The organism is Pseudonocardia tropica, from assembly GCF_040105315.1.
Lineage (GTDB): Bacteria > Actinomycetota > Actinomycetes > Mycobacteriales > Pseudonocardiaceae > Pseudonocardia > Pseudonocardia alni.
In genome coordinates this window covers 91,655-118,135 of record NZ_JBEDNP010000011.1, presented here as the reverse complement: position 1 = coordinate 118,135, position 26,481 = coordinate 91,655, and the positions used below count along the sequence as shown (strand labels likewise).

The window sequence follows — 26,481 nt, the reverse complement described above, 5'->3', positions numbered from 1 at the left end:
CGTCTCAGAGCGCCTCGGCCTGCTCGGCCAGGTGCTCCCACGCGGCCCACCACTGTTCGCGCAGCGCCTCGGCGCGTGCCCGCTCGCGCTCGACCAGCCGGCCGCCGACGAAGACCTCGTGGGCGTCCGGGCCGGGGCCCAGCTCGTCGAGCAGGGCGCGGATGCGGTGCTCGGCGACGCAGGCGTCCTGGTGGTCGCCCAGGACCTCCTGCAGGCCGGCGGCGGCCTTCAGCATCCGGCGGACCAGGCGTGCGTCGTCGGTGCGGGACCCGTCCTCGTCGCGCATCGCCGGCTCGACGAGCTCACCGGTGTAGCGCAGCCGCTTGGTGCGGATCCGCAGGTCGTGCAGGGTCATGTCCGGCGGGTTCGGCCCGGCCCGGCGCACCGCCCTGACGAGCTTGCGGGTCTCGGCCCGGACCAGCTCGATCAGCTCGGGACCCGCAACCTCCTCCGGCGGCTCCGGCAGCGGCGCGGAGACGGCCTCGACCAGCGAGCGACGCAGTGCCGCGTGTCGGTCCGAGTCGAGCTCGTCGAGCATCTCGGCCCGCGCACCGACCCGCTCGGCCTCCAGCACCGCGACCAGCCGCTCACCGGCGGCGAGCTCGGCCGACGGCAGCGTGGCGACCTCACCGCGGAGGCGGTCGATCATCACGTCGAGGTCGCGCACCGGGCCGAGCGCCCGGCCGAGCCGGCCGAGCTCGGCCCGCAGCAGGTCCGCCCAGGTGTGGTCGAGCAGGGGGCGGGCGGCCTTGAGCGCCGCCCGCATCCGCCGCACGGAGACCCGCATCTGGTGCAGGTCCTCGATGTCGGACCCGTCGCGCACACCGGGCTCGTGCCGCAGCATCGCGCGCAGCCGCTTGTCCAGCAGCGCGCGGACGTGCGCCACCGCCGGGTCCTGCGGTCCCGCGGTCGGCGGCTCACCGAGGTCCGCGGCGCCGTAGAGGTTCCCCGGAGGCTGCGCAGCCCTGTCCATGCCCACCATGTCCCTGCCGTCCTGCTTCTGTGGGTCGTTCCGCCGCGAACCGCTGCTGGGCCGTCAGTTGGCGTGCAGCGCGGCGTTGAGAGCGATGCCGTCGCCGGTGCGGGCCAGCGCCTCGACCGCGCCGGACACCGAGTTGCGACGCAGGAGCAGCCCGTTCTGGCCGGACAGCTCGCGCGCCGCGGTGGTGCGGCCGTCGGGCAGCGTGACCTTGGTGCCCGCGGTGAGGTAGAGACCGGCCTCGACCACACAGTCGTCGCCGAGGGAGATGCCCAGGCCCGCGTTCGCGCCGAGCAGGCAGCGGCGGCCGATCGAGATGACCTCCTTGCCGCCACCGGACAGCGTCCCCATGATCGAGGCACCGCCGCCGACGTCCGAGCCGTCCCCGACGACGACCCCGGCGGAGATCCGGCCCTCGACCATCGACGCGCCGAGGGTGCCGGCGTTGAAGTTGACGAAGCCCTCGTGCATGACGGTCGTGCCCTCGGCGAGGTGCGCGCCGAGCCGGACGCGGTCGGCGTCACCGACGCGGACGCCGGCGGGGATCACGTAGTCGACCATCCGCGGGAACTTGTCGACGTGGGTGACGGTCACCGGGCCGCGGCCGCGCAGCTTCGCCCGGGTGACCTCGAACCCGGGCACCGGGCACGGGCCGTGGTTGGTCCAGACGACGTTCGTGAGCAGCCCGAACTGGCCCTCGAGGTTCACCTGGTGCGGCTGGACGAGGCGGTGGCTGAGCAGGTGCAGCCGCAGGTAGACGTCGGGGGCGTCGGCGGGCGCGTCGGCCAGCGAGGCGATCTGGGTGCGCACGACCTCGGTGCGGACCCCACGCAGCTCGTCGGCCCTGACGAGGGACTGCAGGTCGACGGCGTCGTCGGACGCACCCCCGGCCAGCGTCGGCGCCGGGTACCAGACGTCGAGGACGGTGCCGTCGGTCGTGACCGTGGCCAGGCCGGTTCCGGAAGCGCCTTCGCGGCGGTACTCGGTGCTCACGGGCCCCGAACCTACCGTCCCGCCGTCGCCCACGGCGCGCCGCGGTGGGTGCGCCGGGACACGTCCTCATGATCGGCTGCCCGTACCGCGAGCAGCACGGCCGCAGCCTGCAGATAGCGGAGCACCGCGGTCGGCGCGAACGGCGGCGGCGGCGGGTCGGGCAGCCGACCGCACGCCCGGCACCGGGCCTGCATCAGCATCCAGTGCTCGATGGTCGGCGGTGGCGGTACGGTGCGGAACTGCGCGACCCGCACCTCCCACACGCTGCGCCGCCGCATCGCGTCGCGCAGCGGCCGATCCCGGTGGAACGTCTCCGGCGGTCGGGCGCAGCCGTACCGGTCGCCCCACCACTCGCCGGGCAGCGGATCGAGGATCACGTCCAGGTGCGACGGGAACCTCCGCCCCGCCCCGTCCCGCAGGTCATCCGGCGGGTCCTCCATCGGCGGCACCCGCCGGTTCTCCGCGTCGACGACGACCAGCCGCAGCCCCGCGACCGACAGGATCGCGGCCAGCGTGTCCAGCGCCGGCGCGAGCGACCGGCTCTCGATCCGGGCGATCGTCGACGGCGCCAGCCCCGTCCGCTCCGCGAGCTCCCGCTGCGACAGGTCCGCGCTGCGCCGCACCCGCCGGACCAGGCCGGACAGATCCGGGACGACGACGTCGACCGGCGCCGGCGGCGGCTCCGCGGGCAACCGGTCGCCCTCGATGATGTCCATGCACCGACCCTGCGCCTGTGCGCCCGGGATGCACCGGCGACCTGCGAACTGTGGACAACTCGCGCACTTGTGGACAACCGGGCCTCCAGCCGGTGCCGGCGATGACCGACACGGTGGGCCCGCGGCCCGAGCGGCCGTCCCGGGAGGTGGCTGCCCGCGCGTCGCTTTGCTCTGCTCACCGATACGCAGCGGGCAGGCCCGGGGACGCCCCGGGAGACGACCGGAGACCGTTCCCACCCCGAGTCGGTGCCGGATCCGGGGCCGACGGACGGTGCGGGAGCGGCGCCCGTCGGCCCGTGCTGCGTATCGGTGAGCAGAGCAAAGCGACCACCAGGGAGCCCTCCCCGGCGACGCGGCGCCGGGCCGGGACGCCGATCCGGCGCCGCGTGGCCGATCCGGCGCCGCGTGGCCGGTTCGGGTCGGTAGCGTCGGGCCGGTGACGACGACGCTGCCCGCGCTGGACCTCACGTCCGACCCGGTGACCCTGACCGCCGCGATGGTCGACATCGCCAGTGTGTCCGGGGACGAGTGGCGCCTCGCCGACGCGCTCGAGGCCGCGCTGCGGACCCAGGCACCGCACCTGGAGGTGCTGCGGTCCGGTGACGCGGTGCTCGCGCGCACCGATCTGGGGCGTCCGCACCGCGTCCTGCTGGCCGGGCACATCGACACCGTGCCGATCGCGGACAACGTCCCGTCGCGCCGCGCCGACGGGATCGTGCACGGCTGCGGCACCTCGGACATGAAGTCCGGTGACGCCGTCTTCGCGCACCTCGCGGCCACGCTGGCCGAGCCGCGGCACGACCTCACCCTGGTCTTCTACGACTGCGAGGAGGTCGAGGCGGAGCGCAACGGGCTCGGCCGGATCGAGCGCGAGCACCGCGACTGGCTCGACGCCGACCTCGCGATCCTCGGCGAGCCCACCGACGGCACCCTCGAGGCCGGCTGCCAGGGGACGCTGCGCGTCGAGCTGCGGACCGCGGGGCGGCGCTCGCACTCGGCCCGCTCCTGGCTCGGGGACAACGCGATCCACCGGGCCGGGGAGATCCTCGCGCGGCTCGCGGCCTACGAGCCGCGGTGGGTCGACATCGACGGCTGCGAGTACCGCGAGGGTCTGCAGGCCGTGCGGATCGGCGGCGGGGTCGCGGGCAACGTCGTCCCCGACGAGTGCGTCGTCACCGTCAACTTCCGGTTCGCCCCGGACCGGTCCGCCGAGCAGGCCGTCGAGCACGTCCGGGAGGTGTTCGACGGGTTCCCGCTCGTCGTCACCGACCTCTCGCCGGGTGCGCTGCCGGGCCTGTCCGCGCCGGCGGCCGCGGAGTTCGTCGCCGCGACCGGGGCCGTGCCGCGGGCGAAGTACGGCTGGACCGACGTCTCCCGCTTCGCCGCGCTGGGCATCCCGGCGGTCAACTACGGGCCCGGCGACCCGAACCTCGCCCACACGCGCGAGGAGCACGTCGCCGAGGACGCGATCACCGCCTGCACCGCGGTGCTGCGCCGCTACCTCACGGGCCGCCCCGCCTGACCGGATCCGGCCGGCCGGGACAGCGCCGACGACAGCGCCGACGACTCCCCTGACGACCCCACCGGCGGGGCCGGGTCGCCGCGGCCCGAATACCGTGATCGCCATGGCCGACGAGAACGCCGATCCCCGGACGCTGCACGAGAAGCAGCCCGAGAAGCAGCGTGGCCCGGTGGTGCTGCGCGGCGAACGCAGCATCGAGCCGACCACCACCGACCAGCGGCTGCTCGACTCGCGGGGTCCGGCCGACTGGGTGCACACCGACCCGTGGCGGGTGCTGCGGATCCAGGCCGAGTTCGTCGAGGGGTTCGGGATGCTCGCCGAGCTCCCGCGCGCGGCGACGGTGTTCGGCTCGGCCCGCACGCAGGCCGGCTCCCCGGAGTACGAGCTGGGCCGCGAGCTCGGGGCGCGGCTCGCCGGAGCCGGGTTCGCCGTGATCACCGGGGGCGGCCCGGGCGCGATGGAGGCCGCGAACCGCGGTGCCTCCGAGGCGGGCGGGCTCTCGGTCGGGCTCGGCATCGAGCTGCCGTTCGAGCAGGGCCTGAACCCGTGGGTCGACCTCGGGATCAACTTCCGCTACTTCTTCGCCCGCAAGACGATGTTCGTGAAGTACTCGCAGGCGTTCGTCTGCCTGCCCGGCGGGTTCGGCACGCTCGACGAGCTGTTCGAGGCGCTCGTCCTCGTGCAGACCAAGAAGGTCACCAAGTTCCCGGTCGTCCTGCTCGGCAGCGACTACTGGGGCGGCCTCTACGACTGGATCGCCAAGACCGTCCTCGCCGACGGCAAGATCGGCGAGAAGGACCTCGACCTGCTGCACGTCACCGACGACATCGACGACGCCGTGGACGTGGTCAACGAGGCCTACCACGCCTGGGAGGAGACGCACTGATGGCAGGTCCGGAGCCCGGGTTCGCCGTCTGCGTCTACTGCGCCAGCTCCGACGGCGTCGCCCCGCACTACCTCGACCTCGCCCGGGAGGTCGGCCGCGCCGTCGCCGGCCGCGGCTGGACGCTCGTGTCCGGCGGGGGCCGCAAGTCGATGATGGGTGCGGTCGCGTCCGGCGCCCGGGCTTCCGGCGGCCGCACCGTCGGGGTCATCCCGCGGTCCATGGTCGAACGCGAGTGGGCCGACCACGACAGCGACGAGCTGCTCGTCGTCGAGAGCATGCGCGAGCGCAAGCAGCAGATGGAGGACCGCGCCGACGCGTTCCTCGCCCTGCCCGGCGGCATCGGGACCTGCGAGGAGCTGTTCGAGGTCTGGACGGCCGGGTCGCTCGGCCTGCACGGCAAACCGGTCGTGCTCCTCGACCCCGACGGCCACTGGGACGGCCTCGTCGACTGGGTCGCCGGCCTCGCCGACCGCGGGTTCGCCTCGCGAGCCCCGATCGAGCGGCTGCGGCAGGTCCGCGGCGACGACTCCGGCCCGGCCGATCCCGCAGGACTGGCCGGCGCGGCGCTCGACGAGTGCGCCCGTCCGCTCGCCTGAGCCCGTGACCCTCTCCGCCCGGCTCGCCGCCCGCAAGGACGGCCGGCGCATCGCCGTCGTGCTGCCCGCCCTCGACGAGGAGGCGACGGTCGGTCCGCTCGTCGCCGGGCTGACCCGGCTGTGCGGGGGCCCGTCCCCGCTGGTCGACGACCTCGTCGTCCTCGACTCCGGGAGCACCGACCGCACCGCGGAGTACGCCGCGGCGGCCGGGGCGCGGGTGCTCGGCCGCGAGCGGGCGTTGCCCGGGGTCCCGATGCTGCCGGGCAAGGGCGAGGCGATGTGGCGCGCCGTCGTCGCCCTGGGGAACGGGCCGCGCCCGGCCGACCTGGTCTGCTTCGTCGACGCCGACCTCGTCGACCCGCACCCCGAGCTCGTCGAACGGCTCCTCGCCCCGCTGCTCACCCGGCCCGGGACCGCGCTGGTCAAGGGCTACCACCGGCGCCCGCTCACCGGCCCCGGCGGCCCCGGTGGTGCCGGCGCCCCCGACGACGCGAGCGGGCACGAGGGCGGCCGCGTCACCGAGCTGCTCGCCCGCCCCCTGCTGGCCGCGCTCCGCCCCGGGCTGCGGCACGTCCGCCAGCCGATCGGTGGCGAGTACGCCGCGACCCGCGAGCTGCTCGACCGGCTCCCGTTCGCGACCGGCTACGGCGTCGACATCGGCCTGCTGCTCGACACCGACGCCGACACCGTCGTCGGCGGGACCGCGGCCATCGCGCAGGCCGACCTCGGCGTGCGCCGGCACCGCAACCGCCCGCTGCACGAGCTCGGCCGTACCTCCCGCGAGGTACTCGCCACGGCCCTGGCCCGCTGCGGGGTCGAGGACTCCGGCGCCGGGCTCACCGTGTTCCTCCCCGACGACGTCCTCCCCGGCCAGGTCCGTGCCGGCCACGGCGCGGAGACGGGATGGCGCACCGAGACCCGGCCGCTGCGCCAGGTCGACCGGCCCCCACCAGGGCGGGTGCGCGACGGAGGGTCCGCCGAGCCGGTGGTCGCACCCGCCGCCCGCGTGGGGTGAACCCCGTCGTCGGACCGGCGTGATGAGATGGCGGCATGGGGACCGCACTCGCGTACGTGCTCGTCCTCGCCGGCGTCGCCGCGCTGGTGTTCGTGTTGGCGGCCGCGGTCTTCGGCCGCGGGGAGGAGCTCGCCCCGCTCGCCCCGGACGCGACACCCACCCGGCTGCCCGCCCGCGAGGTCTCCGGGACCGACGTCCGCGACCTGCGTTTCCAGCAGGTGCTGCGCGGATACCGGATGGCTGAGGTGGACTGGGCACTGGACCGGCTGGCCGGCGAGCTGGACCGGGTCCGCACCGACCGGCACGAGCTGGCCGACCGGGTGGCCCGGTTGGAGGCGACGATCGCGCGGATGCGCGCCGAGGAGGACCCGGGTGACGAGCAACGACGGCAGTGGTGACAGCGGTACCGCAGGCAGGAGCGGGGACGGCCGCGACGGCGGGGTCGGCGGGGTCGGCGACCGCACCCCGGGCGTGCGGCCGGCCGGCGGCGGCCGGGTGGAGCTGACGGTCCCGGTCGACGTCAACGTGCCCGCCGACGTCCTGTGGGAGGTCGTCTCCGACCTCGAGGGCCAGTCGGACTGGATGCTCGGCACGACCGTCGAGATCACCGCGGGCGACGGCCGCTCGGTCGGCACCGAGCTGCGCGCGGTCACCGGGGTCGGGCCGCTCGGCGTCGCCGACACGATGCGGGTCACCGAGTGGACCGCACCGCCCGCCGGTGCGACGGGGGAGCGGCGGATCGTCGTCACCCACACCGGCACCGTGATCCGCGGCGACGGCGTCTTCGCCGTCGTCGAGCTGGGCCCGGCGCGGTCGCGGTTCCTGTGGACCGAGCTGCTCGACCTGCCGCTCGGTGCGCTCGGCCGGTTCGGCTGGCCGCTGGTGCGACCCGCGTTCCGGGCCGGTGTCGCGCACTCGCTGCGCGGGATGGCCGAGCGGACCGAGGACCGCTACCGGGCCGGCCGGTGACATCGCCCGACCCCGCGGCCCACGGCGACCGCCCACGCTGCGACTGGGCGCTCTCGGCGCCGGACTACGTCGCCTACCACGACGACGAGTGGGGCCGTCCCGTCCACGGCACCGCGGCCTGGTTCGAGCGCATGAGCCTGGAGGGGTTCCAGTCCGGCCTGTCCTGGATCGTCGTGCTGCGCAAGCGTCCGGCGTTCCGCGAGGTCTTCGCCGGCTTCGACCCGGACACGGTCGCCCGCTTCGGCGACGACGACGTGACCCGCCTCCTCGGCGACGCCCGGATCGTGCGCAACCGGATGAAGATCGAGGCCACGATCTCCAACGCCCGTGCCGTGCTCGACCTCCTCGACGCCGGTGACGATCTCGGCGCGTTCCTGGCCTCCTACGCGCCCGACCCGGCCGACCACCCGCGCCCGGCACGGCTGTCCGACGTCCCCGGCTCCACGCCGGCGTCGACGGCGCTGTCGACGGCGCTCAGGAAGCGCGGTTTCCGGTTCGTCGGGCCCACCACCTGCTACGCGCTCATGCAGGCGACCGGTCTGGTCGACGATCACGTCGCGTACTGCTGGCGGGCCGGGGCCGCCCCGGAGGAACCGCCGGGGACCGGACCGGGGTCGCCGTAGCGTCGCCGGGCCGTTGCGCTGCGTGAACGCCGCGGGGATCGCTGCCGAGCCGTGATCGCCTCGGTTGCACCTCGACGCCGGTGATGGGGGACAATGTGGTCCCACGGTCGGCGCGTGCCCCGAGCGCGCACCGGGGAACGACAGTTGTGGATGTTGACGGAGGACGGACGAATGGCCGCGATGAAGCCCCGCACCGGCGACGGGCCCATGGAAGTCACCAAGGAGGGCCGGGGCATCGTGATGCGCGTCCCGCTCGAGGGTGGCGGGCGTCTCGTCGTCGAGATGACCCCGGACGAGGCCACCGACCTCAGTGAGGCGCTGAAGTCGACCGTCGGCTGACGGCCGACGGGACGGACGCGACGCGGCGGGGCCGGGGAACCGGTCCCGCCGTCGTCGTACCCGGGGGTATCAGGTGACCGAGTCGTAGACCTCGAGCGTCCGCCGGGCCATCTCGGCCCAGGCGAACTCGGCGACCGCGCGCTCCCGGCCCCGCTCGCCCATCGTCGCGGCCCGCTGCGGGTCCGCGACCAGCGCGTTGACCCCCGCGGCCAGCGCCGCCTCGAACGCGGCGGTGTCGGCCGGGTCGTAGTGCGCGAGCAGGCCGGTCACGCCGTCGTCGACGACCTCCGGGATCCCGCCGACGTCGGAGGCGACCACGGCCGTGCCGCAGGCCATCGCCTCCAGGTTCACGATGCCCAACGGCTCGTAGACCGAGGGGCACACGAACACCGTCGCCGCCGACAGCAGCTGGCGGACCTCGGCGGTGGCGAGCATCCGCTGGATCCACACCACGCCGTCGCGCGAGGCGGACAGCTCCGCCACCGCCCGCTCGGTCTCGGCCGCGATCTCCTTCGTGTCCGGGGCGCCCGCGCACAGCACGACCTGCGCCGACGGGTCGAACCGGTGCGCCGCCGCGACCAGGTGCCCGAGGCCCTTCTGCCGCGTGATCCGGCCGACGAACACCACCAGCGGCCGGTCCGGGTCGACGCCGTGCGCGAGCAGCGCGTCGCGAGCCGGGTCGGGTGCGTAGAAGTGCGTGTCGATGCCGTTGTGCACCACGTGCACCAGGTCCGGGTCGATCGCCGGATAGGCGCTCAGCACGTCGCGGCGCATGCCGTGCGACACCGCGATGACGGCGTCCGCCGCCTCGTAGGCGGTCCGCTCCACCCACGACGACAGCCGGTACCCGCCGCCGAGCTGCTCGGCCTTCCACGGCCGCAACGGCTCCAGCGAGTGCGCCGTGACCACGTGCGGGCGCCCGTGCAGCAGGCCGCCGATGTGGCCCGCCATGTTGGCGTACCAGGTGTGGGAGTGCAGCACGTCGCAGCGCTCCAGCTCGGCGGCCATCGACAGGTCCACCCCGAGCGTGGTCAGCGCCGCGTTCGCCCCGTCCGGCAGCGGCGGCGCCGAGTGCGCACGGGCGTCGGCCGGGGTGTCGCTGCCCGGTTCGGCGAAGCAGTGCACGTCGACGTCGACGAGCTCCCGCAGGGCGGGGACGAGATGTCCCACGTGGACTCCGGCGCCGCCGTAGACGGCGGGCGGGTATTCACGGGTGAGAAGGCCGACGCGCACGGGCCGGGACGCTACCGGGGCCACCGGAGCCGGCGCGAGGAGCGAGGGGCGTCCGATCCGGTCCGAGCGTGCCCGGCGCGGACGGACGTATGGCCCCGTCACGCAGCGGCCACTAGTGTCCACGCCATGCGACCCACCGCGTCCGGACGTCTTCCCGGAAGGGTTCTCGGCATCGTGCTGGCCGGTGGCGAGGGAAAGCGGTTGTGGCCGCTCACCGCGGACCGTGCCAAGCCCGCCGTCCCGTTCGGTGGCAACTATCGGCTCATCGACTTCGTGCTGTCCAACCTCGTGAACTGCGGGATGGACCGGCTGTGCGTGCTGACCCAGTACAAGTCGCACTCGCTGGACCGGCACATCTCGACGACGTGGCGGCTGTCGTCGGTGCTCGACCAGTACATCACCACCGTCCCGGCCCAGCAGCGGCTCGGCAGGCGCTGGTACACCGGCTCGGCGGACGCGATCTTCCAGAGCCTCAACCTGGTCTACGACGACCAGCCCGAGTACATCGCCGTGTTCGGCGCCGACCACGTCTACCGGATGGACCCGGCGCAGATGATCGCCCAGCACGCCGAGTCCGGCGCGGGCGTCACCGTCGCGGGGATCCGGGTGCCGCGGGCCGAGGCCAAGGCGTTCGGCTGCATCGCCTCCGACGAGACCGGCCGCATCACCGAGTTCCTCGAGAAGCCGTCCGACCCGCCGCACGTGCCGGACGACCCCGAGGTGACCTTCGCCTCGATGGGCAACTACGTGTTCACCACCGAGGCCCTGCTCGACGCGCTGAAGGCCGACGCGGCGAACGCCGACTCCGACCACGACATGGGCGGGGACATCATCCCGGCGCTCGTGGCCGAGGGTGAGGCGCACGTCTACGACTTCGCCGACAACGTGGTGCCCGGCGCCACCGAGCGCGACGCCGGCTACTGGCGCGACGTCGGGACCATCGACGCCTACTACGACGCGCACACCGACCTCGTCTCGGTGCACCCGATCTTCAACCTCTACAACCAGCGCTGGCCGATCCGCACCGCTGTGCCCGCGCTGCCGCCGGCGAAGTTCGTCGAGGGCGGCATCGCGCAGGACTCGATCGTCGGCGCGGGCACGATCATCTCCGGGGCGATCGTGCGCCGGTCGGTGATCAGCCCGAACGTGTCGGTGTCGGGCGGCGCGGAGGTCTCGGACTCGGTCGTGCTGCCGGGCGCCCGGATCGGCCGGGGCGCCGTGGTGCGGCGGGCGATCCTCGACAAGAACGTCGTCGTCCCCGACGGCGCGCTGATCGGCGTCGACCTGAACCTCGACCGCAGCCGCTACACCGTCTCCAACGGCGGCGTCGTCGTCCTCGGCAAGGGCGTCACGGCGCAGTAGCGCCCACCTGCGGTGTCGTTGCCGCGTTCGCTCCGCTCACCTGCGGTGTCGTTGCCGCGTTCGCTCCGCTCACCTGCGGTGTCGTTGCCGCGTTCGCTCCGCTCACCTGCGGTGTCGTTGCCGCGTTCGCTCCGCTCACCTGCGGACGGCGCAGAGCATCCCGTCCGCGACCGGCAGCAGCGCCGACAGCAGGCGCTCGTCGTCGCGGACCAGCGCGGCGGTCTCGCGCAGCGCGGCCGTTCCCGGGCCGTGCGCGGCACCGGGCTCGGCGACCCGGCCGCCGTCGAGCACACCCTCCAGCACCAGCACCCCGCCGGGGCGCAGCAGCCGGATCGCCTCGGCCAGGTAGCCGGGGTACTCGGCCGGGACGGCGTCGGCGACGACGAGGTCGTAGCCGCCGTCGGTCAGCCGCGGCAGCACCTCCAGCGCCATCCCGTTGATCAGCCGCGCGCGCCCGGGCCCGTACCCGGCGGCGAGGAAGGTGCGCCGGGCCGAGCGCTGCAGCTCCGGGTCGACGTCGATGGTGGTCAGCGTCCCGTCGCCGGCCATGCCGCGCAGCAGGTACAACCCGCTCACCCCGGCCCCGGTCCCGATCTCGACGACGGCCCGTGCGGAGATCGTCGCGGCCAGCACCGACAGCGCCGCCCCGCCCGCCGCGGAGATGGGGTGCGCGCCCGCCGCCGTGCCCAGTGCCCGGGCCTCGCCGCACGCGTCGTCCTCGGCGAGGTAGCCCTCGGCGTACGCGGCCGCCCCCGCGGGTGTGCTCATGGAACAAGATTATCGCCGGAGCCCCTCGGGACGATTTCACAGACTTCTCTCAGACGGGTTTCACATCCTCCTCATGGGTGGCGGGCAGTCTGTGCTGCAACGAACGAAGCCTCGCGGCCGATCGACACCACGACACGGTCGCGACCCACGGAGGTGCCCCGCCCCGATGTCCGCCCCTCGCGCAGCCGACGACGCCCCGTTCCGGGACGCCGCCGCCGGTACCCGCCCCGGTGAGGGTGCCGACTGGACCCCGCCCACCTGGGACGAGGTCGTCCGGGAGCACGCCGACCGCGTCTACCGCCTCGCCTACCGCCTGTCCGGCAACCAGCACGACGCCGAGGACCTCACCCAGGAGACCTTCATCCGGGTGTTCCGGTCCCTGGCGTCCTACAAGCCGGGCACCTTCGAGGGCTGGCTGCACCGCATCACGACGAACCTGTTCCTCGACATGGTCCGCCGCCGCGCCCGGCTGCGGATGGAGGGCCTGCCCGAGGACACCGACCGTCTCCCGGGCGGTGGCCCCGAGCCCGAGACCGTGTTCGCGATCAACCACCTCGACCCGCACCTGCAGGCCGCGCTGGACGAGCTGCCCCCGGACTTCCGGGTCGCCGTCGTCCTGTGTGACGTCGAGGGCCTGTCCTACGAGGAGATCGGCGCCACCCTCGGGGTGAAGCTCGGCACCGTCCGCAGCCGCATCCACCGGGGCCGGACCGCGCTGCGGGCGTCGCTGGAGCGGCACCGTGCGGCCGCGGCGGAGGAGCAGGCGGTGGCATCCGACCGCGGTCCGGTGGCAGAGTTGGTCCCGTGAGCGAGCGACGGCGTTTCCAGGTCGTCCCCCCGGACTGGGGGACCACCCACCTGACGCTCGAGGCGGTCGTCGCCTTCGTGGACGACGAGCTGGCCGCCGGTCCGCACGACCGCGCCACCCGCCACCTCGAGCGCTGCCCCGACTGCACGGTGGAGGTCGCCGAGCAGCGGCGGGCCCGCACCGCGCTGCGCGGCGCCGACGCACCCACGCTGCCGCCGTCGCTGATGTCGGCGCTGCGCGCGATCCCGCAGGACACCGAGCTGCCCCCGCCGCCGGCGGGCCTGTCGCTCACCCCGGACGGCCAGCTCGTGTCGGTGCTGCGCCCGGCACCGGTCGACGGCGACCACGGCCGTCGCGCCGGCCGGTCGCGACGGGTGCGCCTGGGCACCGGCGCCGCCGTGTCCGGGCTGGCGCTCGGCGCGCTCGCGTTCGGTCTGCCCGCCGCCACGACCGGCACCCCGGTCGGGCCGACCGTGCCCGGCCCGGGCGCCGCGGCCGTCGCCCGGTTCGCGGCCACCCCGGTGCCCGCCTCGTCGCGGCGGACGGCCACCCCGGCCGCCACCACGACGGGCTCGACCGGCGCGCCGCTGTCGCCGAGGACCTCGGCCACGCCGACCGGCGACACCGACATCTCCCCGACGCCCTGACGCGTCACCGATACACCGACTTCACCGCCCGCCGGGCAGGCTGTGCGGGTGTACTGGGTGGACGCCGTGCCGGCTGATCGATCGTCGGGAGCAGTCTCCCCGGGCTCCGGGGTGACCCGGTGAGCGAGGACCGCGGCACCCGCCCGGACGGCGCGGCCGACCCGGACGCCCCCGGCTCCGCCCCGCCGCGGCTGCGCCCCCGCCCGCTGGACCGTCCCGCGACCGACCCCGGCGAGCGGGCCGCGTTCGGCCGCCCGGACGGCGTCGGCAGCTCGTTCGCGCCGCCGTCGTCGCACCTCGGGTCGAACGGGTCGCTACCGACGGTGCCCCCGCCGACCGCCGCGGTCGCCCGCGCGTTCGGCCGCCCGGACCGCGCACCGGACGGCGACCCCGCCGGTGGTCTGCAGCGTCCGCCCGGCGCGTCGGGCGATGCGCTGCGCGGGGGTGGGCAGAGCGCCGAGCAGGACCCGTTCTGGCCCGGCGGCTCGACCGGCGACCCGTGGCGCGACCCGGGCACGCCGGTCGTCGCCGCGCCGCCCCCCGGAGACGGGGACGAGCCCGGTGAGGGGCCCCGGCCCGACGGCCCCCGGCTCAGCGTCCGCGAGGTCCTGTTCGGCAAGCGGGTGCAGCCGCGCGCGCTGGCGCTGCTCGGCGTGCTCGCCCTCGTCATCGGCGCGGCGGGCGGCCTGGTCGGGCACTGGACAGCCGCCGCGGCGGGCGCCCTGACCAGCCCCGGAGCGGTGCTGAGCGCGACCGAGCCCGCCCGGGAACGTCCGCCCGGCTCGGTGTCGGAGGTCGCCTCGCGGGTGCTGCCCGCGGTCGTCTCCCTGGAGGTGACCGTCGGCAACCAGGCGGGCAACGGCTCCGGCGTCGTGATCGACCCCGCGGGCTACGTGCTCACCAACGACCACGTCGTCGCACCGGCGACCGGACCCGGCCAGGGCACCATCGAGGCCCTGTTCTCCGACGGCTCCCGCCTCCCGGCCACCGTGGTCGGCGCGGACCCGATGACCGACCTCGCGGTGGTCAAGGTGCCCGTCGCGAACCCGACGGTCGCCGGGATCGGCCGCTCCGGCGAGCTCGCCGTCGGCGACGCGGTGATCGCGATCGGGTCGCCGTTCGGCCTGGCGGGCACGGTGACGACGGGGATCGTGTCGGCCGTCGACCGCCCGGTGCGGCTCGACCCCGAGGGCAGTGCGGGCGACGCGGTGATCGACGCGGTGCAGACCGACGCCGCGATCAACCCCGGCAACTCCGGCGGCCCGCTGGTGGACGCGACCGGCGCCGTCGTCGGAATCAACACCGCGATCCGCAGCGCGGGCAGCGCCGAGTCCGGCGCGCAGGGCGGCTCGATCGGCCTGGGCTTCGCCATCCCGATCGACGACGCCCGCGCCATCGCCGAGGAGCTCATCCGCACCGGCCGCGTGGCGCACGCCGACCTCGGTGTCAACGCCCGCTCGGTCACCGACGGCGCCACCGACGGGGCCCAGGTGCAGAACGTCGTCGCCGGGGGACCGGCGGCCGCGGCCGGGATCGCCGACGGCGACGTCGTCGTCGACGTCGCCGGGCGCCCCATCGCCAGTGCCGACGAACTCGTCGTCGCCGTCCGCGAACACGCCCCCGGCGAGCAGGTCCCGGTCGGTCTCGTCCGTCAGGGACGACCGCTCACCGTGACCGTCACGCTCGGGCAGCGCTAGCACCCGTACGCTGGCGCTGTGTTCGAGAACATCGGCATGCCGGAGATCCTCGTCCTGGTCGTGGCGGGGCTCTTCATCCTGGGCCCGGAACGGCTGCCCGAGGCCGCGGCCTGGGTCGGTCGCGCGGTCCGCAAGGTCAAGGAGTTCGCGAGCGGCGCCCAGAACCACCTGAAGAAGGAGCTGGGCCCGGAGTTCGACCAGATCCAGCAGCCGCTCGACGACCTGCGCAGCCTGCGCTCGCTCAACCCGCGGACCGCGATCACCCGGAGCCTGTTCTCCGACGACTCCTCCACCCCGCCGGTCAAGCCCAACGGGTTCGCCCCGGGCCCTTCCGGCAGCGCGGCCGCGGCCGGCGCCGCCGCCCTGCGCGGAACCGCGGCGAGCACCCCGCCCCCGGTCCGCGCGCCGCAGCCGCCCCTGGCCGCGGACGAGCGTCCCCCGGTGGATCCGGACGCGACCTGACCCGGCCCCACCTCCGTACGACGACGGCGCCGCACCCGAGCCGGGTGCGGCGCCGTCGTCGTGTGCGGGGCCGGGTCAGCCCAGCAGCGGCGGGCGGCGCAGGTGGTGCGTGGTCGCGCGCTGGTAGGCGTGCGCGGCGGCCAGCACCGTGGCGTCGGCGTGCCGCGGCCCGACGACCTGCAGCCCCACCGGCAGCCCGGCGGAGGTGACGCCGCACGGCACCGACGTCGCGGGCTGCTGGGTCATGTTGAACGGGTAGGTGAACGGCGTCCACGACGTCCAGCGCGGGTCGTGCCAGCCCTCGGGGACCTCCCGGCCGCCCTCGAACGCGGTGATCGGCAGCGTCGGGGTGAGCAGCAGGTCGTACTCGGAGTGGAAGGCGCCCATCAGCGTCCCCAGCTCGTTGCGGACGGCCATCGCACCCAGGTAGTCCAGCGCGGACACCCCGGCCCCCTGCTCGGCGATCTCCACCAGCGCCGGGTCCATGGCCTTCCTGGCCTCGGCGCCGATCGGCTCCAGGGACTTCGCGGCCGCGGCGAACCACAGCGTGTGGAACGGCTCGATCGGGTCGGCGAAGCCCGGGTCGGCGTGCTCGACGGTCGCGCCGAGCTCGCGGGCGAACACCGCGACCGCCTCGGCGACGAGCGCGGCCACCTCCGGGTCGACGTCGACGAACCCGAGGGTGGGGGAGAACGCGATCCGCAGGCCCTGCGCACCGCCGGCGAGCCGCTCGACGGCGGACTCCCGCGGCACGTCGAACACCCACGGGTCGCGGGTGTCGGGCCGGGCGACGACGTCGTACAGCAGCGCGGCGTCGTCGACCGTGCGGGTCATCGGCCCGACGTGGGCCAGCGTCCCGAACGCCGAGCCCGGGTAGTGCGCGATCCGGCCGTAGGTGGGCTTGTGCGCGACGGTGCCGGTGAACGCGGCCGGGATGCGGACCGAGCCGCCCGCGTCGGTGCCCAGCGACAGCGGGCCCATCCCCAGTCCGACGGCCGACGCCGAGCCACCGGACGAGCCGCCCGCCGTCCTCGTCGGGTCCCACGGGTTGGTGGTGACGCCGGTCAGCGGGGAGTCGGTGACGCCCTTCCACGCCAGCTCGGGGGTGGTGTTCTTCCCGATCAGCACCGCACCCGCGGCGCGGACCCTGGCCACCGGCGGGCCGTCGACCTCGAACGGCCCGTCCGGCGAGGTCGTCGTCGAGCCGCGGCGGGTGGGCCACCCGATCGTCAGGAGCATGTCCTTGATCGAGGTGGGGACGCCGTCGAGCGGCCCGACCGGCTCCCCGGCCTGCCAGCGCGCCTCGGAGTCCTTCGCCTGCGACAGCGCCGAGTCGGCGTCGACCAGGCAGAACGCGTTCACCGCGCCGTCGTGCGCCTCGATCCGGTCCAGCGCGTCCCGGGTGGCCTGCACCGGCGAGATCTCGCCGCTGCGGTAGCCCGCCAGCAGCTCGGTCGCGCTGAGGTCTGCAGTCGTCACAGCAGTCACACCTTTCCTGCGGAGGAGCTCACGTACCCGCGTTCGGGGTCCACCACGTTGCGCAGCTCCCGGCCGTCCCGGAAGCGCTCGAGGTTGTCGGCGAACAGCTCGACGAGCATGTCCTTCCAGCCGACGACGTCACCGGACATGTGCGGGGAGAGGAGGACGTGCTCCATCGCCCACAGCGGCGAGGCCGCGGGCAGCGGCTCGACCTCGAACACGTCCAGCGCGGCACCGGCGAGCCGCCCGGTCGCGAGCGCCTCGGTCAGGTCGTCCTGCACGACGAGCGCGCCCCGGCCGACGTTGACGACCCGGGCCCGCTCGGGCAGCAGGGCGATCGTCCCGGCGTGCAGCATCCCGCGGGTCGCGTCGGTCAGCGGGGCGGCGAGCACCAGGTGGTCGGTGTCGGGCAGCAGTCCGGGCAGCTCGTCGAAGGCGTGCACGCCGTCCGCGGCGCGCCGGCCGACCAGCCGCACCCGCATCCCGACCGCGCCCAGCAGGTCGGCGACGGCACGCCCGATCGGTCCGCTCCCGACGACCGTCGCGACCTTCCCGGCGACGGTCTCGGTCTCGCGGTGGCGCCAGGTCCGTTCCCGCTGCAGCGCGAGCGAGCGGGCGGTGTCCTTGGCGAACGCGATCACCGCGCCGAGCACGAACTCGGCGATCGGGCGGTCGAACACCCCACGCGAGTTCGTCAGCGTCGCACCCGAGGCGAGGAGGGCGGGGAAGGCGACCCGGTCGACGCCGGCGCTGGCGGTGTGCACCCAGCGCAGCGCGGAGGTGTCGGTGGCCTCCCAGACGGCCTTGACGGCGTCGGAGGTGAAGTCCCAGGTGAGCAGCACGTCGCTGCCGGGCAGTACGGTGGCGAGCTCGTCGGCGTCGGCGGCGAAGCGGAGACGTGCGTCACCGGCGTGCCGCTCGAGGCCGGGCGGGGTCTCCCCGCCGTGCAGCACGGCGACGGTGGTGAGGTCCTGACCAGCGGAAACCGGCAACGGGAGATCCTGTCGGTAGGGAGGTCGGGCGGCGTTGACACGCTAGGAAGCGCACCTACGATTGTCAACAATCCGCGTATCGGACAGGGGGATCGGATGACGAAGCTGATCAGGATCGAGCTCGCGAAGCGTGGCGTCGCGTGCACCGCGAGGCTGCTGGAGGCCGAGGCGCCGCGCACCGCCGCGGCGGTCTGGGAGGCGCTGGCCGGCGGCCCGCAGGGCGGCGACGCGCAGCACGCCAAGTACGCCCGCAACGAGGTCTACACGATCGTCGGCCGGTTCGGCCCGCGGATCGGGCAGGAGAACCCGACGGTCACGCCCATCCCGGGCGACGTCTGCTACTTCGACTTCCACGGCGGGATGCTCGACACCGCGTTCAAGGACGACCAGGGCATCGACGCCGCCGAGGGCGGGATCGACCTCGCGATCTTCTACGGGCGCAACAACCTGCTGCTCAACGGCGACGTCGGCTGGGTGCCGGGCAACGTGTTCGCGACCATCGTCGACGGGCTCGACGCGATGGCGACCGCCTGCCACGACGTGTGGCGGGCGGGCAGCGTGGGGGAGCGGCTCGTCTACTCGCGGGCGTCGTGACCCTTGCGGTGACCCCGGTCTCTGTAGGATTGTCGACAACATGAGCACGGTCGGATTCCTCTACCCGGGCTTCTCCGCCGAGGACGACTACCCGCGCGCCGAGAAGCTGCTGATCGACCGCAGCCGGCTCGCCCTCGTCCACACCGAGATGCCCGAGGACGCCCACCGCGAGGACGCGCTGCTCGCCATCGGCGGCGACGAGGTCCTCGCCGACGGCGCGCGCAGGGTCGCCGCGGAGGCGGGACCGCTGGACGCGGTCGTCTGGGCCTGCACCTCGGGGTCGTTCATCTTCGGCCCCGACGGCGCCGCCCGGCAGATCGCGGCGCTGGAACGGGTGTCGGGGGTGCCGACGTCGAGCACGTCGTTCGCCTTCGTCGACGCCTGCCGGCGGCTCGGGATCCGCTCGGTGGCGGTCGGGGCTACCTACCCGCCGGACGTCGCCGGCGCCTTCGTGCACTTCCTGACCCACCACGACATCTCCGTGCACACGCTGTCCGCCCGCGACATCATCACCGCCGCCGAGGTCGGGACGTTGCCGCCGGAGACCGTGCTGGAGTTCGCCGCCGCGGTGGCCACGGACGCGCCCGGTGCCGACGCGGTGCTGCTGCCCGACACCGCGCTGCACACCGTGGAGGTGCTCGACGCGCTGGACGCACGCGTGGGCAGGCCGGTGCTGACCGCGAACCAGGTGAGCATCTGGCAGGGCCTGCGTCTGGCCGGGGCCGACGTCGACCGTCCCGGCCTGGGGACACTGTTCCGGAGAGGGTGAGTCGTGGGCCTGGACGTCTCGGAGCTCGAGCCGGTGAGCCGGCGCTCCACCGCGGAGATCGTCGCCGACCGGATCCGTGCCGCGATCATGCGAGGCACCTTCGCGCCGGGCACCCAGCTCGGCGAGGTGGACCTCGCCAACCGGCTGGGGGTGAGCCGCGGCCCGCTGCGCGAGGCGATGCAGCGCCTGGTCGCCGAGGGGCTGCTGCGCAGCGAACGCCACCGCGGCCTGTTCGTGCGCGAGCTCGGTCCCGACGACGTCCGTGACGTCTACCTGGCCCGCACCGCCGTCGAGCGGGCCGCGGCGCTCAAGGTGCTGGAGGGTGACCGGGCGGCCGCCGTCGTCGCGCTGGACATCCCGCTCGGGGTGATGGCCGCCGCGGCCGAGGCGGGCGACGCCGTGGCCCTCGCCGACGCCGACCACGACTTCCACGCCGCGCTCGTCGCCGCGTCGGGGAGCCCGCGGCTGCGCCGGATGACCGAGGGTCTGCTCGTCGAGACCCGCATGTGTCTCGCCGCGTTCCAGCAGACCGCCCCGCCCGCCCGCGCGCTGCTCGCCGAGCACGAACGGCTGCGCGACGCCCTGCGCGACGGCCGCACCGAGCTGCTGCTCGACCGGCTGGCAGCGCACATGGACGACGCCGTCACCCGCATCCTCGCCGCGATGCCCGGGGCGGCCTGAGCGCCTGTGAACCGCACCGCCGGCCACCCCGGGGACTAGTTCGCCCTACGTAACATGGCGGCACGTGGTGGGCGTCCTCGAAGGTTTCCTGGTCATCGGCGTCGTCGTGGTCGTCGGGTACGTCCTCGGCCGCGGGGGCCTGCTCGGCGACCAGGGCTCGAAGGTCCTCGCCCGCACCGCCTTCTTCGTCGCGACGCCCGCGCTGCTGTTCACCACGCTCAGCCGATCGGACGTCGGTGCCGTCCTGTCCTCGGGGCTGGTCGTCACCGCGCTCACCAGCACTCTGGCCTGTCTGCTGTTCGTGCCGGTCGCGCTGCTGCGCCGCCGCCCGGCCGGCGAGGTCGTCGTCGGGTCGATGGCGTCCGGCTACGTCAACGCGGGCAACCTCGGCATCCCGATCGCGGCCTACGTGCTCGGTGACTCCGCCGCCGTCGCCCCGGTGCTGCTGTTCCAGCTCGCGATCCTGACCCCGCTGTTCACGACCCTGATGGACGTCCTGCCCGGCGACGGCCGCGGCGAGCGCCCCGGGTGGGTCCGGGTCGCCCTCGCCCCGCTGCGCAACCCGATCGCGATCGCGACCGCGGCCGGCCTGACCGTGTCCGCGACCGGCCTCGTGCTGCCGGAGCCGGTGATCGCCCCGGTGGAGCTGCTCGCCGACCTCGCGGTGCCCGCCATGCTGCTCGCGTTCGGCATCTCCCTGCACGGCGCCCACCGCCCCGGGACGGGGGAGACCGCGGGCTCGGTGTGGACCGCCGTCGCGATCAAGAACGTGCTGCACCCGCTGATCGCCTGGGTCTTCGCCGCGGGGGTGCTCGGCCTGACCGGCCCGGCGCTGCTCGCCGCGGTCGTGCTGGCCGCCCTGCCCACCGCGCAGAACGTCTTCGGCTACGCCGTGCGCTACGACCGTGCCGTCCCGCTGGCCCGCGACGTGGCGCTCGCCTCGACCGTCGTCGCCGTCCCGGTGCTGCTGGTGATCGCCGCCCTGCTGGCCTGACCAGGGCTTTCCCTTCCGCGCAGTCCGGGACGAGGGGGTCCTTACCTCGCCCCTTTGCTCTGCTCACCGATACGCAGCACCGGCCCCGCGCCGGAGCCGGGCGGCTCCACGGCGCGCCGGCCGCCCACGCGGTACGTGCGTCGAGATGCAGCCCAGCGGGCCGTGGAGATCGACAACTCCCGCTGAGCTGCATCTCGACGCCGCCGACGGCTGTCCGCCCGGCCGCGCGGGCCCGTCCGGGGCCCGGCGCCGGGGCGGTCCGGGTGCGTGCTGCGTATCGGTGAGCAGAGCAAAGGCGGGCTCGACCGACCCTTGCCCGTACCCACCCGCCCGTGCTTCCCTAGGATTGTCGACAACTCGACAACCCGAGACGCACCACCCTCGACGCATCAGGAGCTGCGAACCCATGGCACAGCTGTCCCCGCTGCTCAAGCAGGCCACCCCGGTCCAGGCCGCCCGCGGTGAGGGCGTCTACCTGTACGACACCGACGGGCGCCGCCACCTCGACTTCACCGCCGGCATCGGCGTCACCTCCACCGGGCACTGCCACCCGACGGTCGTCGCGGCTGCGCAGGAGCAGGTGGCCACGCTGATCCACGGCCAGTACACGACCGTGATGCACCAGCCGCTGCTGACGCTGGTCGAGCGGATGGGCGACGTGCTGCCCGAGGGCATCGACTCGGTGTTCTTCACCAACTCCGGCTCCGAGGCCGTCGAGGCGTCGGTGCGGCTGGCCCGCCAGGCCACCGGCCGGCAGCTGATCGTCGCGTTCGACGGCGGCTTCCACGGCCGCACCATGGGTGCCGCGGCGCTCACCACCTCCGGGGCGAAGATCCGGGCCGGGATCGGCCCGATGATGGGCGGGGTCGCGTTCGCGCCCTTCCCCTACGCCTACCGTTACGGCTGGTCCGAGGAGCAGGCCGTCGCGTTCGCCCTGTCCGAGCTCGACCGCCAGCTGGCGAGCACCGCGCCGGCGTCCGACGTCGCCGCGTTCATCGTCGAGCCGGTGCTCGGCGAGGGCGGCTACGTCCCGACCCCGCCCGCGTTCCTGCACGGGCTGCGCGAGCGCGCCGACCGGCACGGAATCCTCCTGATCGCCGACGAGGTCCAGACCGGTTACGGCCGCACCGGGAAGTTCTGGGGCCACCAGCACGCCGAGGGCCTCACCCCGGACATCATCGTCACCGCCAAGGGGCTCGCGTCCGGCTTCCCGCTCTCGGCCATCGCGGCGCCGAAGGCCCTGATGGAGAAGGCGTGGCCCGGCTCGCAGGGCGGCACCTACGGCGGCAACGCCGTCGCCTGCGCCGCCGCGCTCGCCACCCTCGAGGTCGTGCAGGGCGAGGGCCTGGTCGAGAACGCCCGCGTGCAGGGCGAGAAGCTCCTCGCCGGCGTCCGGGACGCCGCGCAGGGCATCGCCGCCATCGGCGACGTCCGCGGCCGGGGCCTGATGGTCGGCATCGAGTTCGTCGACGCCGACGGCAAGCCCGACGGCGCCACCGCCGCGAAGGTGCACGCCGCGGCCGCGGCGCAGGGTCTGCTCCTGCTGACCTGCGGCGTGTACGGCAACGTCGTCCGGATGATCCCGGCGCTGGTGGTGACCTCCGAGCAGGTCGACGAGGGCCTGGCGCTCTGGACCAAGGCACTGAACGACGCGCTGTCCTGAGATCCGCCCCGGGGAAACGGACGAGGCCCCGCACACCGGTCGGTGTGCGGGGCCTCGTCGTCGCCGAGGGCGCGGGTCAGCGCCCGACGGGGGAGATGTTCAGGCTCATCCCGGCCAGGCCGCGGGCCTTCACGGTCAGCTTCTCCGCGATGGCGTCGAGGGCCTGCGCCGCGGCCGACTCGGGCTTGCCGAGCACGATCGGGGTGCCGGCGTCGCCGCCCTCGCGCAGCGCGACGTCGAGCGGGATCTGGCCCAGCAGCGGCACCGTGGTGCCGACCGTGCGGCTCAGCGAGTCCGCGACGATCTGCCCGCCGCCGGAGCCGAAGACCTCGTTGCGCGAGCCGTCGGGCATCTCCATCCAGGACATGTTCTCCACGACCCCGGCCAGGCGCTGACGGGTCTGGGTGGAGATCGACCCGGCCCGCTCGGCGACCTCGGCGGCGGCCTGCTGCGGTGTGGTGACGACCAGCAGCTCGGCGTTCGGCACGAGCTGGGCGGTGGAGATGGCGACGTCGCCGGTGCCCGGGGGCAGGTCGAGCAGCAGCACGTCCAGATCGCCCCAGAACACGTCGGCGAGGAACTGCTGCAGCGCGCGGTGCAGCATCGGGCCACGCCAGACGACCGGGGTGTTGCCGTCGGTGAACATGCCGATCGAGATGACCTTCACGCCGTGCGACTGCGGCGGCATGATCATGTTCTCGATCTTGGTGGGCCGGTCCGCGGCACCGATCATGCGCGGGACCGAGTGACCGTAGATGTCGGCGTCGACCACGCCGACCTTCATCCCGCGCCGGGCCATGGCCGCGGCCAGGTTGACGGTGACCGAGGACTTGCCGACGCCGCCCTTGCCGGACGCCACGCAGAACACGCGGGTCAGCGAGCCGGGCTGGGCGAACGGGATGACGGGCTCGTCGGCGTCGCCGCGCAGCGAACGACGCAGCTCGGTGCGCTGTTCGTCGTTCATGACGTCGAGTTCGACCTCGACCCGATCGACGCCCGGGACCTTCGAGACCGCCTCGGTGACGCGGGAGGTGATCGTCTCGCGCATCGGGCAGCCCGCGACGGTCAGGTAGACCCCGACGTGGGCGAGGCCGTCGGCGGCGACGTCGACGCTCTTGACCATCCCCAGCTCGGTGATCGGCTTGTGGATCTCCGGGTCCTCGACGGTGCCGAGGGCTGCGCGCACGGCCTCGACGACGGTGCTGGTGCTGCCGGTGACGGACATGGGCTCCTACGACCTCTTTCCTCTCGCGTCACCCCATGCTACGTGGGTCGTTCCGGTGTCTCCGGGTCACCGGCGGTGTCGCCCGGCACGTCCGCGCTGACGAGGCGGTGCCGGTGTCTCTAGCATCCCTGCGATGGACGACACGAGCGGCACCCCGACGCGCGAGCACCCGGTGCGCCGCCGCGTGGTCCCGACCCCGGCCGAGCTCGCGTCGTGGCGCAGCTTCCTTCTCGCGCACGCGGGCATCACCAAACAGCTCGAGGCCGAGCTGGTCGACGAGCAGCAGCTGTCCCTGGCCGCCTACGACGTGCTGGTCCAGCTGTCCGAGGCGCCCGACCACCGGCTGCGGATGACCGAGCTGGCCGACGCCGTGCTGCTCTCCCGCTCCGGGGCCACCCGGCTCGTCGACCGGCTGGAACGGGTCGGGCTCGTCGCCCGGGCCAAGGTCGCCGACGACGGCCGCGGGGTCACCGCCCGACTCACCGACACCGGCTACGACCGCCTGCGCACCGCCGCGGTCACCCACCTGCGCGGGGTACGCGCGCACTTCGTGCAGCGGCTCGACGCCGACGACCTCGCCGCGCTCGAACGCATCATGGGCCGCCTGGTGCCCTGAGCGCTCAGCGTTCCTTCTTGCGCATCTTCTTCCGGGCACCCGGCTCGACCGGCAGCTCCTCGCCCCGGCTGCGGGTCACGGCGTCGTCGAGCCGGTCACCCAGCTTCTCCAGCTCACCGCGCAGGTAGTCCCGGCTCGCGGTCTCCCCGACGGCCAGACGCAGTGCCGCCAGCTCCCGGGCGAGGAACTCGGTGTCGGCCTTCGTCCGCTCGGCGCGCCGCCGGTCCTCGTCCAGCGCGATCCGGTCCCGGTCGTCCTGCCGGTTCTGGGCCAGCAGGATCAGCGGTGCGGCGTACGCGGCCTGGGTCGAGAACGCCAGGTTGAGCAGGATGAACGGATACGGGTCCCACTGGATCGACCAGGCGACCAGGTTCAGCGCGATCCAGACGATGACGATCACCGTCTGGATCGCCAGGAAGCGGCCCGTCCCGAGGAACCGGGCGATCCGCTCGGAGAAGCGGGCGAAGCCGTCCGGGTCCACCTCGAACCGCCGACGCCCGACGCGCGGCTGGTCCAGCCGCCGTCCGATCCCCGGCTCAGGCACCGTGCACCTGCCCGTCGCGCGTGCGGTCGGCGGCGCCGTTCGCGACCGGCACCGAGCCGCCGTGCACCTCGCCCGGGGCGAGGTCGCGGTCGCGCCAGCCCTGCGGCAGCAGGTGGTCCAGCACGTCGTCGACGGTGACCGCGCCCAGCAGGTGGTCCTCGGCGTCGACGACCGGGCCCGCCACCAGGTTGTAGCTGGCGAAGTAGCGGGTCACCTCGCCGAGCCCGGCCTCGGGCCCCAGCTGCGGCAGGTCGGCGTCGACCATGCCCGCGACCAGCTCGAACGGCGCCGCCCGCAGCAGCTGCTGGGCGTGCACACAGCCCAGGTAGCGCCCGGTCGGGGTCGCGGTCGGCGGGCGGACGACGAACACCATCGACGCCAGCGCCGGCGGCACCTCCGGGTTGCGCACCCGGGCGAGCGCCTCGGCGACGGTCACGTCCGGCCCCAGCGTGATCGGCTCCGGGGTCATCAGGCCGCCCGCGGTGTCCCACTCGTAGCGCAGCAGACGGCGCACGGGCTCGGACTCGTCGGGCTCCATGAGCTCCAGCAGCCGGCCCGCCTCGTCGTCGTCGAGCTCGCCGAGCAGGTCCGCCGCGTCGTCCGGGCTCATCGCCTCCAGGACGTCGGCGGCACGGTCGTCGTCGAGGTAGCCGAGCAGCTCGCGCTGGTCGGACTCGGACAGCTCCTCGAACACGTCGGCCAGCCGCTCGTCGTCCAGGGCGTCGACGACGTGGCGCTGCCGGTCGTCGGGCAGCCGCGACAGCGCCGCGGCGACGTCGGCCGGGCGCATCGAGTCGAACACCGCGAGCAGCCGGTCCGCGCCCTGCGCCGCGGCGACGTCCAGCCCGGACACGGCCTCCCAGCCGTACACCTCGACCCGCGGCCTGCGCGCCAGCCGGGTCCGCCGGAACCGCAGCGCCACCTTGGTGATCACCCAGTCCCGGGTCCGGGTCGGCTCGACCGCGACGTCGACGACCGAGCCCTCGGTCCCGCCCTCGCGCACCGTCGCGGGGGAGTTCAGCAGCTGCCCGAGCACGAGGGTCTCGTTGGGACGCTGGTCGAACGAGCGCAGGTTCACCGAGCCGCTGGCCAGTGTCACCGCGGTCGGCGCGATGTCGGCGACCCGCAGCATCGGCACGAAGATGCTGCGGCGTGCGGACAGGTCCACGACCAGGCCCAGCACCCGAGGTGGATGACTGTCGACGCGCAGCGACACCACGACGTCGCGGACCTTGCCGATCCGCTCGCCGTCCGGGCCGTAGACGGCCAGGCCGGCCATCCGCGCGACGAACACCCGTACCGAGGCCAT

29 protein-coding genes are annotated in these 26,481 nt (G+C 74.6%); 19 read left to right on the top strand and 10 right to left on the bottom strand.

Translation table 11 applies throughout. The features are described from left to right. Window positions 1–4: 4 nt before the first annotated feature. The 3 genes from WHI96_RS19025 to WHI96_RS19015 form a co-directional block, all read right to left on the bottom strand. Window positions 5–973, bottom strand: coding sequence for a CHAD domain-containing protein (locus WHI96_RS19025; RefSeq protein WP_345640903.1), 969 nt, complete (start codon window positions 971–973; stop codon window positions 5–7). A 63-nt stretch (window positions 974–1,036) separates the two neighbouring features. Further along, entirely contained in the window at window positions 1,037–1,972 is a 936-nt protein-coding gene (dapD, locus tag WHI96_RS19020) for a 2,3,4,5-tetrahydropyridine-2,6-dicarboxylate N-succinyltransferase (RefSeq protein ID WP_345640904.1), read from the bottom strand. 11 nt (window positions 1,973–1,983) lie between these two features. Continuing rightward, a complete protein-coding gene (locus WHI96_RS19015; RefSeq protein ID WP_345640905.1) occupies window positions 1,984–2,688 on the bottom strand; it encodes a helix-turn-helix domain-containing protein in 705 nt (234 codons plus the stop codon). 448 nt (window positions 2,689–3,136) lie between these two features. Here WHI96_RS19015 and dapE point away from each other — a divergent pair, with 448 nt between their 5' ends. From dapE to WHI96_RS18975, 8 genes are all read left to right on the top strand, one after another. After that, entirely contained in the window at window positions 3,137–4,210 is a 1,074-nt protein-coding gene (dapE, locus tag WHI96_RS19010) for a succinyl-diaminopimelate desuccinylase (protein WP_345641011.1), read from the top strand. A 103-nt stretch (window positions 4,211–4,313) separates the two neighbouring features. Next, on the top strand, window positions 4,314–5,096 hold the full coding sequence (locus WHI96_RS19005) for an LOG family protein (protein WP_100880847.1): 783 nt from the start codon (window positions 4,314–4,316) through the stop codon (window positions 5,094–5,096). Next, window positions 5,096–5,692: an LOG family protein gene (locus WHI96_RS19000; RefSeq protein ID WP_345640907.1), complete on the top strand. Its 597-nt coding sequence runs from the start codon at window positions 5,096–5,098 to the stop codon at window positions 5,690–5,692. Before WHI96_RS19005 ends, WHI96_RS19000 begins: the two co-directional genes overlap by 1 nt. 4 nt (window positions 5,693–5,696) lie before the next feature. Then, window positions 5,697–6,707, top strand: coding sequence for a glucosyl-3-phosphoglycerate synthase (locus WHI96_RS18995; RefSeq protein ID WP_345640909.1), 1,011 nt, complete (start codon window positions 5,697–5,699; stop codon window positions 6,705–6,707). 35 nt (window positions 6,708–6,742) lie between these two features. Then, the gene (locus WHI96_RS18990; RefSeq protein WP_073577741.1) at window positions 6,743–7,105 is read left to right on the top strand and encodes a DivIVA domain-containing protein; all 363 of its coding nucleotides are present in this window, start codon (window positions 6,743–6,745) and stop codon (window positions 7,103–7,105) included. Continuing rightward, entirely contained in the window at window positions 7,080–7,676 is a 597-nt protein-coding gene (locus tag WHI96_RS18985) for an SRPBCC family protein (RefSeq protein WP_345640911.1), read from the top strand. Before WHI96_RS18990 ends, WHI96_RS18985 begins: the two co-directional genes overlap by 26 nt. Beyond that, a complete protein-coding gene (locus WHI96_RS18980) occupies window positions 7,673–8,299 on the top strand; it encodes a DNA-3-methyladenine glycosylase I (RefSeq protein WP_345640913.1) in 627 nt (208 codons plus the stop codon). The genes WHI96_RS18985 and WHI96_RS18980 overlap by 4 nt, the downstream gene beginning before the upstream one ends. 171 nt (window positions 8,300–8,470) lie before the next feature. Beyond that, complete coding sequence (locus WHI96_RS18975) at window positions 8,471–8,638, top strand: DUF3117 domain-containing protein (RefSeq protein ID WP_010241564.1); 168 nt, start codon at window positions 8,471–8,473, stop codon at window positions 8,636–8,638. 69 nt (window positions 8,639–8,707) lie between these two features. Here WHI96_RS18975 and glgA read toward each other — a convergent pair whose 3' ends face one another. After that, the gene (gene glgA, locus WHI96_RS18970) at window positions 8,708–9,871 is read right to left on the bottom strand and encodes a glycogen synthase (RefSeq protein ID WP_345640915.1); all 1,164 of its coding nucleotides are present in this window, start codon (window positions 9,869–9,871) and stop codon (window positions 8,708–8,710) included. 126 nt (window positions 9,872–9,997) lie between these two features. Between glgA and glgC the strand changes: the two genes are divergently transcribed. After that, entirely contained in the window at window positions 9,998–11,233 is a 1,236-nt protein-coding gene (glgC, locus tag WHI96_RS18965; protein ID WP_345640916.1) for a glucose-1-phosphate adenylyltransferase, read from the top strand. A gap of 135 nt (window positions 11,234–11,368) precedes the next feature. Here glgC and WHI96_RS18960 read toward each other — a convergent pair whose 3' ends face one another. Beyond that, window positions 11,369–12,001, bottom strand: coding sequence for an O-methyltransferase (locus WHI96_RS18960; RefSeq protein WP_226355308.1), 633 nt, complete (start codon window positions 11,999–12,001; stop codon window positions 11,369–11,371). Window positions 12,002–12,167: 166 nt separating this feature from the next. Between WHI96_RS18960 and sigE the strand changes: the two genes are divergently transcribed. The 4 genes from sigE (at window position 12,168) to tatB (ending at window position 15,615) form a co-directional block, all read left to right on the top strand. Next, window positions 12,168–12,809: an RNA polymerase sigma factor SigE gene (gene sigE / locus WHI96_RS18955; RefSeq protein ID WP_345640920.1), complete on the top strand. Its 642-nt coding sequence runs from the start codon at window positions 12,168–12,170 to the stop codon at window positions 12,807–12,809. Then, window positions 12,806–13,456 (top strand): anti-sigma factor family protein, encoded by a 651-nt coding sequence (locus WHI96_RS18950; protein ID WP_345640922.1) that lies wholly within the window; start codon window positions 12,806–12,808, stop codon window positions 13,454–13,456. Before sigE ends, WHI96_RS18950 begins: the two co-directional genes overlap by 4 nt. 119 nt (window positions 13,457–13,575) lie before the next feature. After that, window positions 13,576–15,153, top strand: coding sequence for a S1C family serine protease (locus WHI96_RS18945; protein WP_345640924.1), 1,578 nt, complete (start codon window positions 13,576–13,578; stop codon window positions 15,151–15,153). Between the two features lie 18 nt (window positions 15,154–15,171). After that, complete coding sequence (tatB, locus tag WHI96_RS18940) at window positions 15,172–15,615, top strand: Sec-independent protein translocase protein TatB (protein WP_345640925.1); 444 nt, start codon at window positions 15,172–15,174, stop codon at window positions 15,613–15,615. 75 nt (window positions 15,616–15,690) lie between these two features. Here tatB and WHI96_RS18935 read toward each other — a convergent pair whose 3' ends face one another. After that, window positions 15,691–17,094 (bottom strand): amidase, encoded by a 1,404-nt coding sequence (locus WHI96_RS18935; RefSeq protein ID WP_345640927.1) that lies wholly within the window; start codon window positions 17,092–17,094, stop codon window positions 15,691–15,693. Between the two features lie 5 nt (window positions 17,095–17,099). After that, window positions 17,100–18,086, bottom strand: a complete 987-nt coding sequence (locus WHI96_RS18930) for a D-2-hydroxyacid dehydrogenase (protein ID WP_345640928.1) — start codon at window positions 18,084–18,086, stop codon at window positions 17,100–17,102. 96 nt (window positions 18,087–18,182) lie between these two features. Here WHI96_RS18930 and WHI96_RS18925 point away from each other — a divergent pair, with 96 nt between their 5' ends. The 5 genes from WHI96_RS18925 (at window position 18,183) to WHI96_RS18905 (ending at window position 22,787) form a co-directional block, all read left to right on the top strand. Further along, complete coding sequence (locus WHI96_RS18925; RefSeq protein ID WP_345640930.1) at window positions 18,183–18,680, top strand: DUF3830 family protein; 498 nt, start codon at window positions 18,183–18,185, stop codon at window positions 18,678–18,680. A 40-nt stretch (window positions 18,681–18,720) separates the two neighbouring features. After that, window positions 18,721–19,449: a maleate cis-trans isomerase family protein gene (locus WHI96_RS18920; protein ID WP_345640932.1), complete on the top strand. Its 729-nt coding sequence runs from the start codon at window positions 18,721–18,723 to the stop codon at window positions 19,447–19,449. A gap of 9 nt (window positions 19,450–19,458) precedes the next feature. Then, complete coding sequence (locus WHI96_RS18915; RefSeq protein ID WP_425571517.1) at window positions 19,459–20,130, top strand: GntR family transcriptional regulator; 672 nt, start codon at window positions 19,459–19,461, stop codon at window positions 20,128–20,130. Between the two features lie 64 nt (window positions 20,131–20,194). Further along, window positions 20,195–21,124 (top strand): AEC family transporter, encoded by a 930-nt coding sequence (locus WHI96_RS18910; RefSeq protein WP_345640938.1) that lies wholly within the window; start codon window positions 20,195–20,197, stop codon window positions 21,122–21,124. A 406-nt stretch (window positions 21,125–21,530) separates the two neighbouring features. After that, entirely contained in the window at window positions 21,531–22,787 is a 1,257-nt protein-coding gene (locus WHI96_RS18905; protein ID WP_345640941.1) for an aspartate aminotransferase family protein, read from the top strand. 76 nt (window positions 22,788–22,863) lie between these two features. Here the strand turns inward: WHI96_RS18905 and WHI96_RS18900 are convergent, their stop codons facing one another. After that, entirely contained in the window at window positions 22,864–24,012 is a 1,149-nt protein-coding gene (locus WHI96_RS18900; protein WP_345640944.1) for an Mrp/NBP35 family ATP-binding protein, read from the bottom strand. A 133-nt stretch (window positions 24,013–24,145) separates the two neighbouring features. Between WHI96_RS18900 and WHI96_RS18895 the strand changes: the two genes are divergently transcribed. Next, entirely contained in the window at window positions 24,146–24,628 is a 483-nt protein-coding gene (locus WHI96_RS18895; protein ID WP_345640946.1) for a MarR family winged helix-turn-helix transcriptional regulator, read from the top strand. A 4-nt stretch (window positions 24,629–24,632) separates the two neighbouring features. Here the strand turns inward: WHI96_RS18895 and WHI96_RS18890 are convergent, their stop codons facing one another. Together WHI96_RS18890 and WHI96_RS18885 are read right to left on the bottom strand one after the other, a co-directional pair. Further along, window positions 24,633–25,172: a DUF1003 domain-containing protein gene (locus tag WHI96_RS18890; RefSeq protein WP_345640948.1), complete on the bottom strand. Its 540-nt coding sequence runs from the start codon at window positions 25,170–25,172 to the stop codon at window positions 24,633–24,635. After that, the gene (locus tag WHI96_RS18885) at window positions 25,165–26,481 is read right to left on the bottom strand and encodes a magnesium transporter MgtE N-terminal domain-containing protein (RefSeq protein ID WP_345640951.1); all 1,317 of its coding nucleotides are present in this window, start codon (window positions 26,479–26,481) and stop codon (window positions 25,165–25,167) included. Before WHI96_RS18885 ends, WHI96_RS18890 begins: the two co-directional genes overlap by 8 nt.

Bases quoted from the DNA above. Each gene is read 5' to 3' on its own strand.
- WHI96_RS19025 (WP_345640903.1), bottom strand. From the start codon at position 973: ATGGACAGGGCTGCGCAGCCTCCGGGGAACCTCTACGGCGCCGCGGAC.
- WHI96_RS19015 (WP_345640905.1), bottom strand. From the start codon at position 2,688: ATGGACATCATCGAGGGCGACCGGTTGCCCGCGGAGCCGCCGCCGGCG.
- WHI96_RS18975 (WP_010241564.1), top strand. From the start codon at position 8,471: ATGGCCGCGATGAAGCCCCGCACCGGCGACGGGCCCATGGAAGTCACC.
- sigE (WP_345640920.1), top strand. From the start codon at position 12,168: ATGTCCGCCCCTCGCGCAGCCGACGACGCCCCGTTCCGGGACGCCGCC.
- WHI96_RS18990 (WP_073577741.1), top strand. From the start codon at position 6,743: ATGGGGACCGCACTCGCGTACGTGCTCGTCCTCGCCGGCGTCGCCGCG.
- WHI96_RS19000 (WP_345640907.1), top strand. From the start codon at position 5,096: ATGGCAGGTCCGGAGCCCGGGTTCGCCGTCTGCGTCTACTGCGCCAGC.
- WHI96_RS18885 (WP_345640951.1), bottom strand. From the start codon at position 26,481: ATGGCCTCGGTACGGGTGTTCGTCGCGCGGATGGCCGGCCTGGCCGTC.
- WHI96_RS18920 (WP_345640932.1), top strand. From the start codon at position 18,721: ATGAGCACGGTCGGATTCCTCTACCCGGGCTTCTCCGCCGAGGACGAC.
- WHI96_RS18905 (WP_345640941.1), top strand. From the start codon at position 21,531: ATGGCACAGCTGTCCCCGCTGCTCAAGCAGGCCACCCCGGTCCAGGCC.
- glgC (WP_345640916.1), top strand. From the start codon at position 9,998: ATGCGACCCACCGCGTCCGGACGTCTTCCCGGAAGGGTTCTCGGCATC.
- WHI96_RS18895 (WP_345640946.1), top strand. From the start codon at position 24,146: ATGGACGACACGAGCGGCACCCCGACGCGCGAGCACCCGGTGCGCCGC.
- WHI96_RS18960 (WP_226355308.1), bottom strand. From the start codon at position 12,001: ATGAGCACACCCGCGGGGGCGGCCGCGTACGCCGAGGGCTACCTCGCC.
- WHI96_RS19005 (WP_100880847.1), top strand. From the start codon at position 4,314: ATGGCCGACGAGAACGCCGATCCCCGGACGCTGCACGAGAAGCAGCCC.
- WHI96_RS18925 (WP_345640930.1), top strand. From the start codon at position 18,183: ATGACGAAGCTGATCAGGATCGAGCTCGCGAAGCGTGGCGTCGCGTGC.
- WHI96_RS18900 (WP_345640944.1), bottom strand. From the start codon at position 24,012: ATGTCCGTCACCGGCAGCACCAGCACCGTCGTCGAGGCCGTGCGCGCA.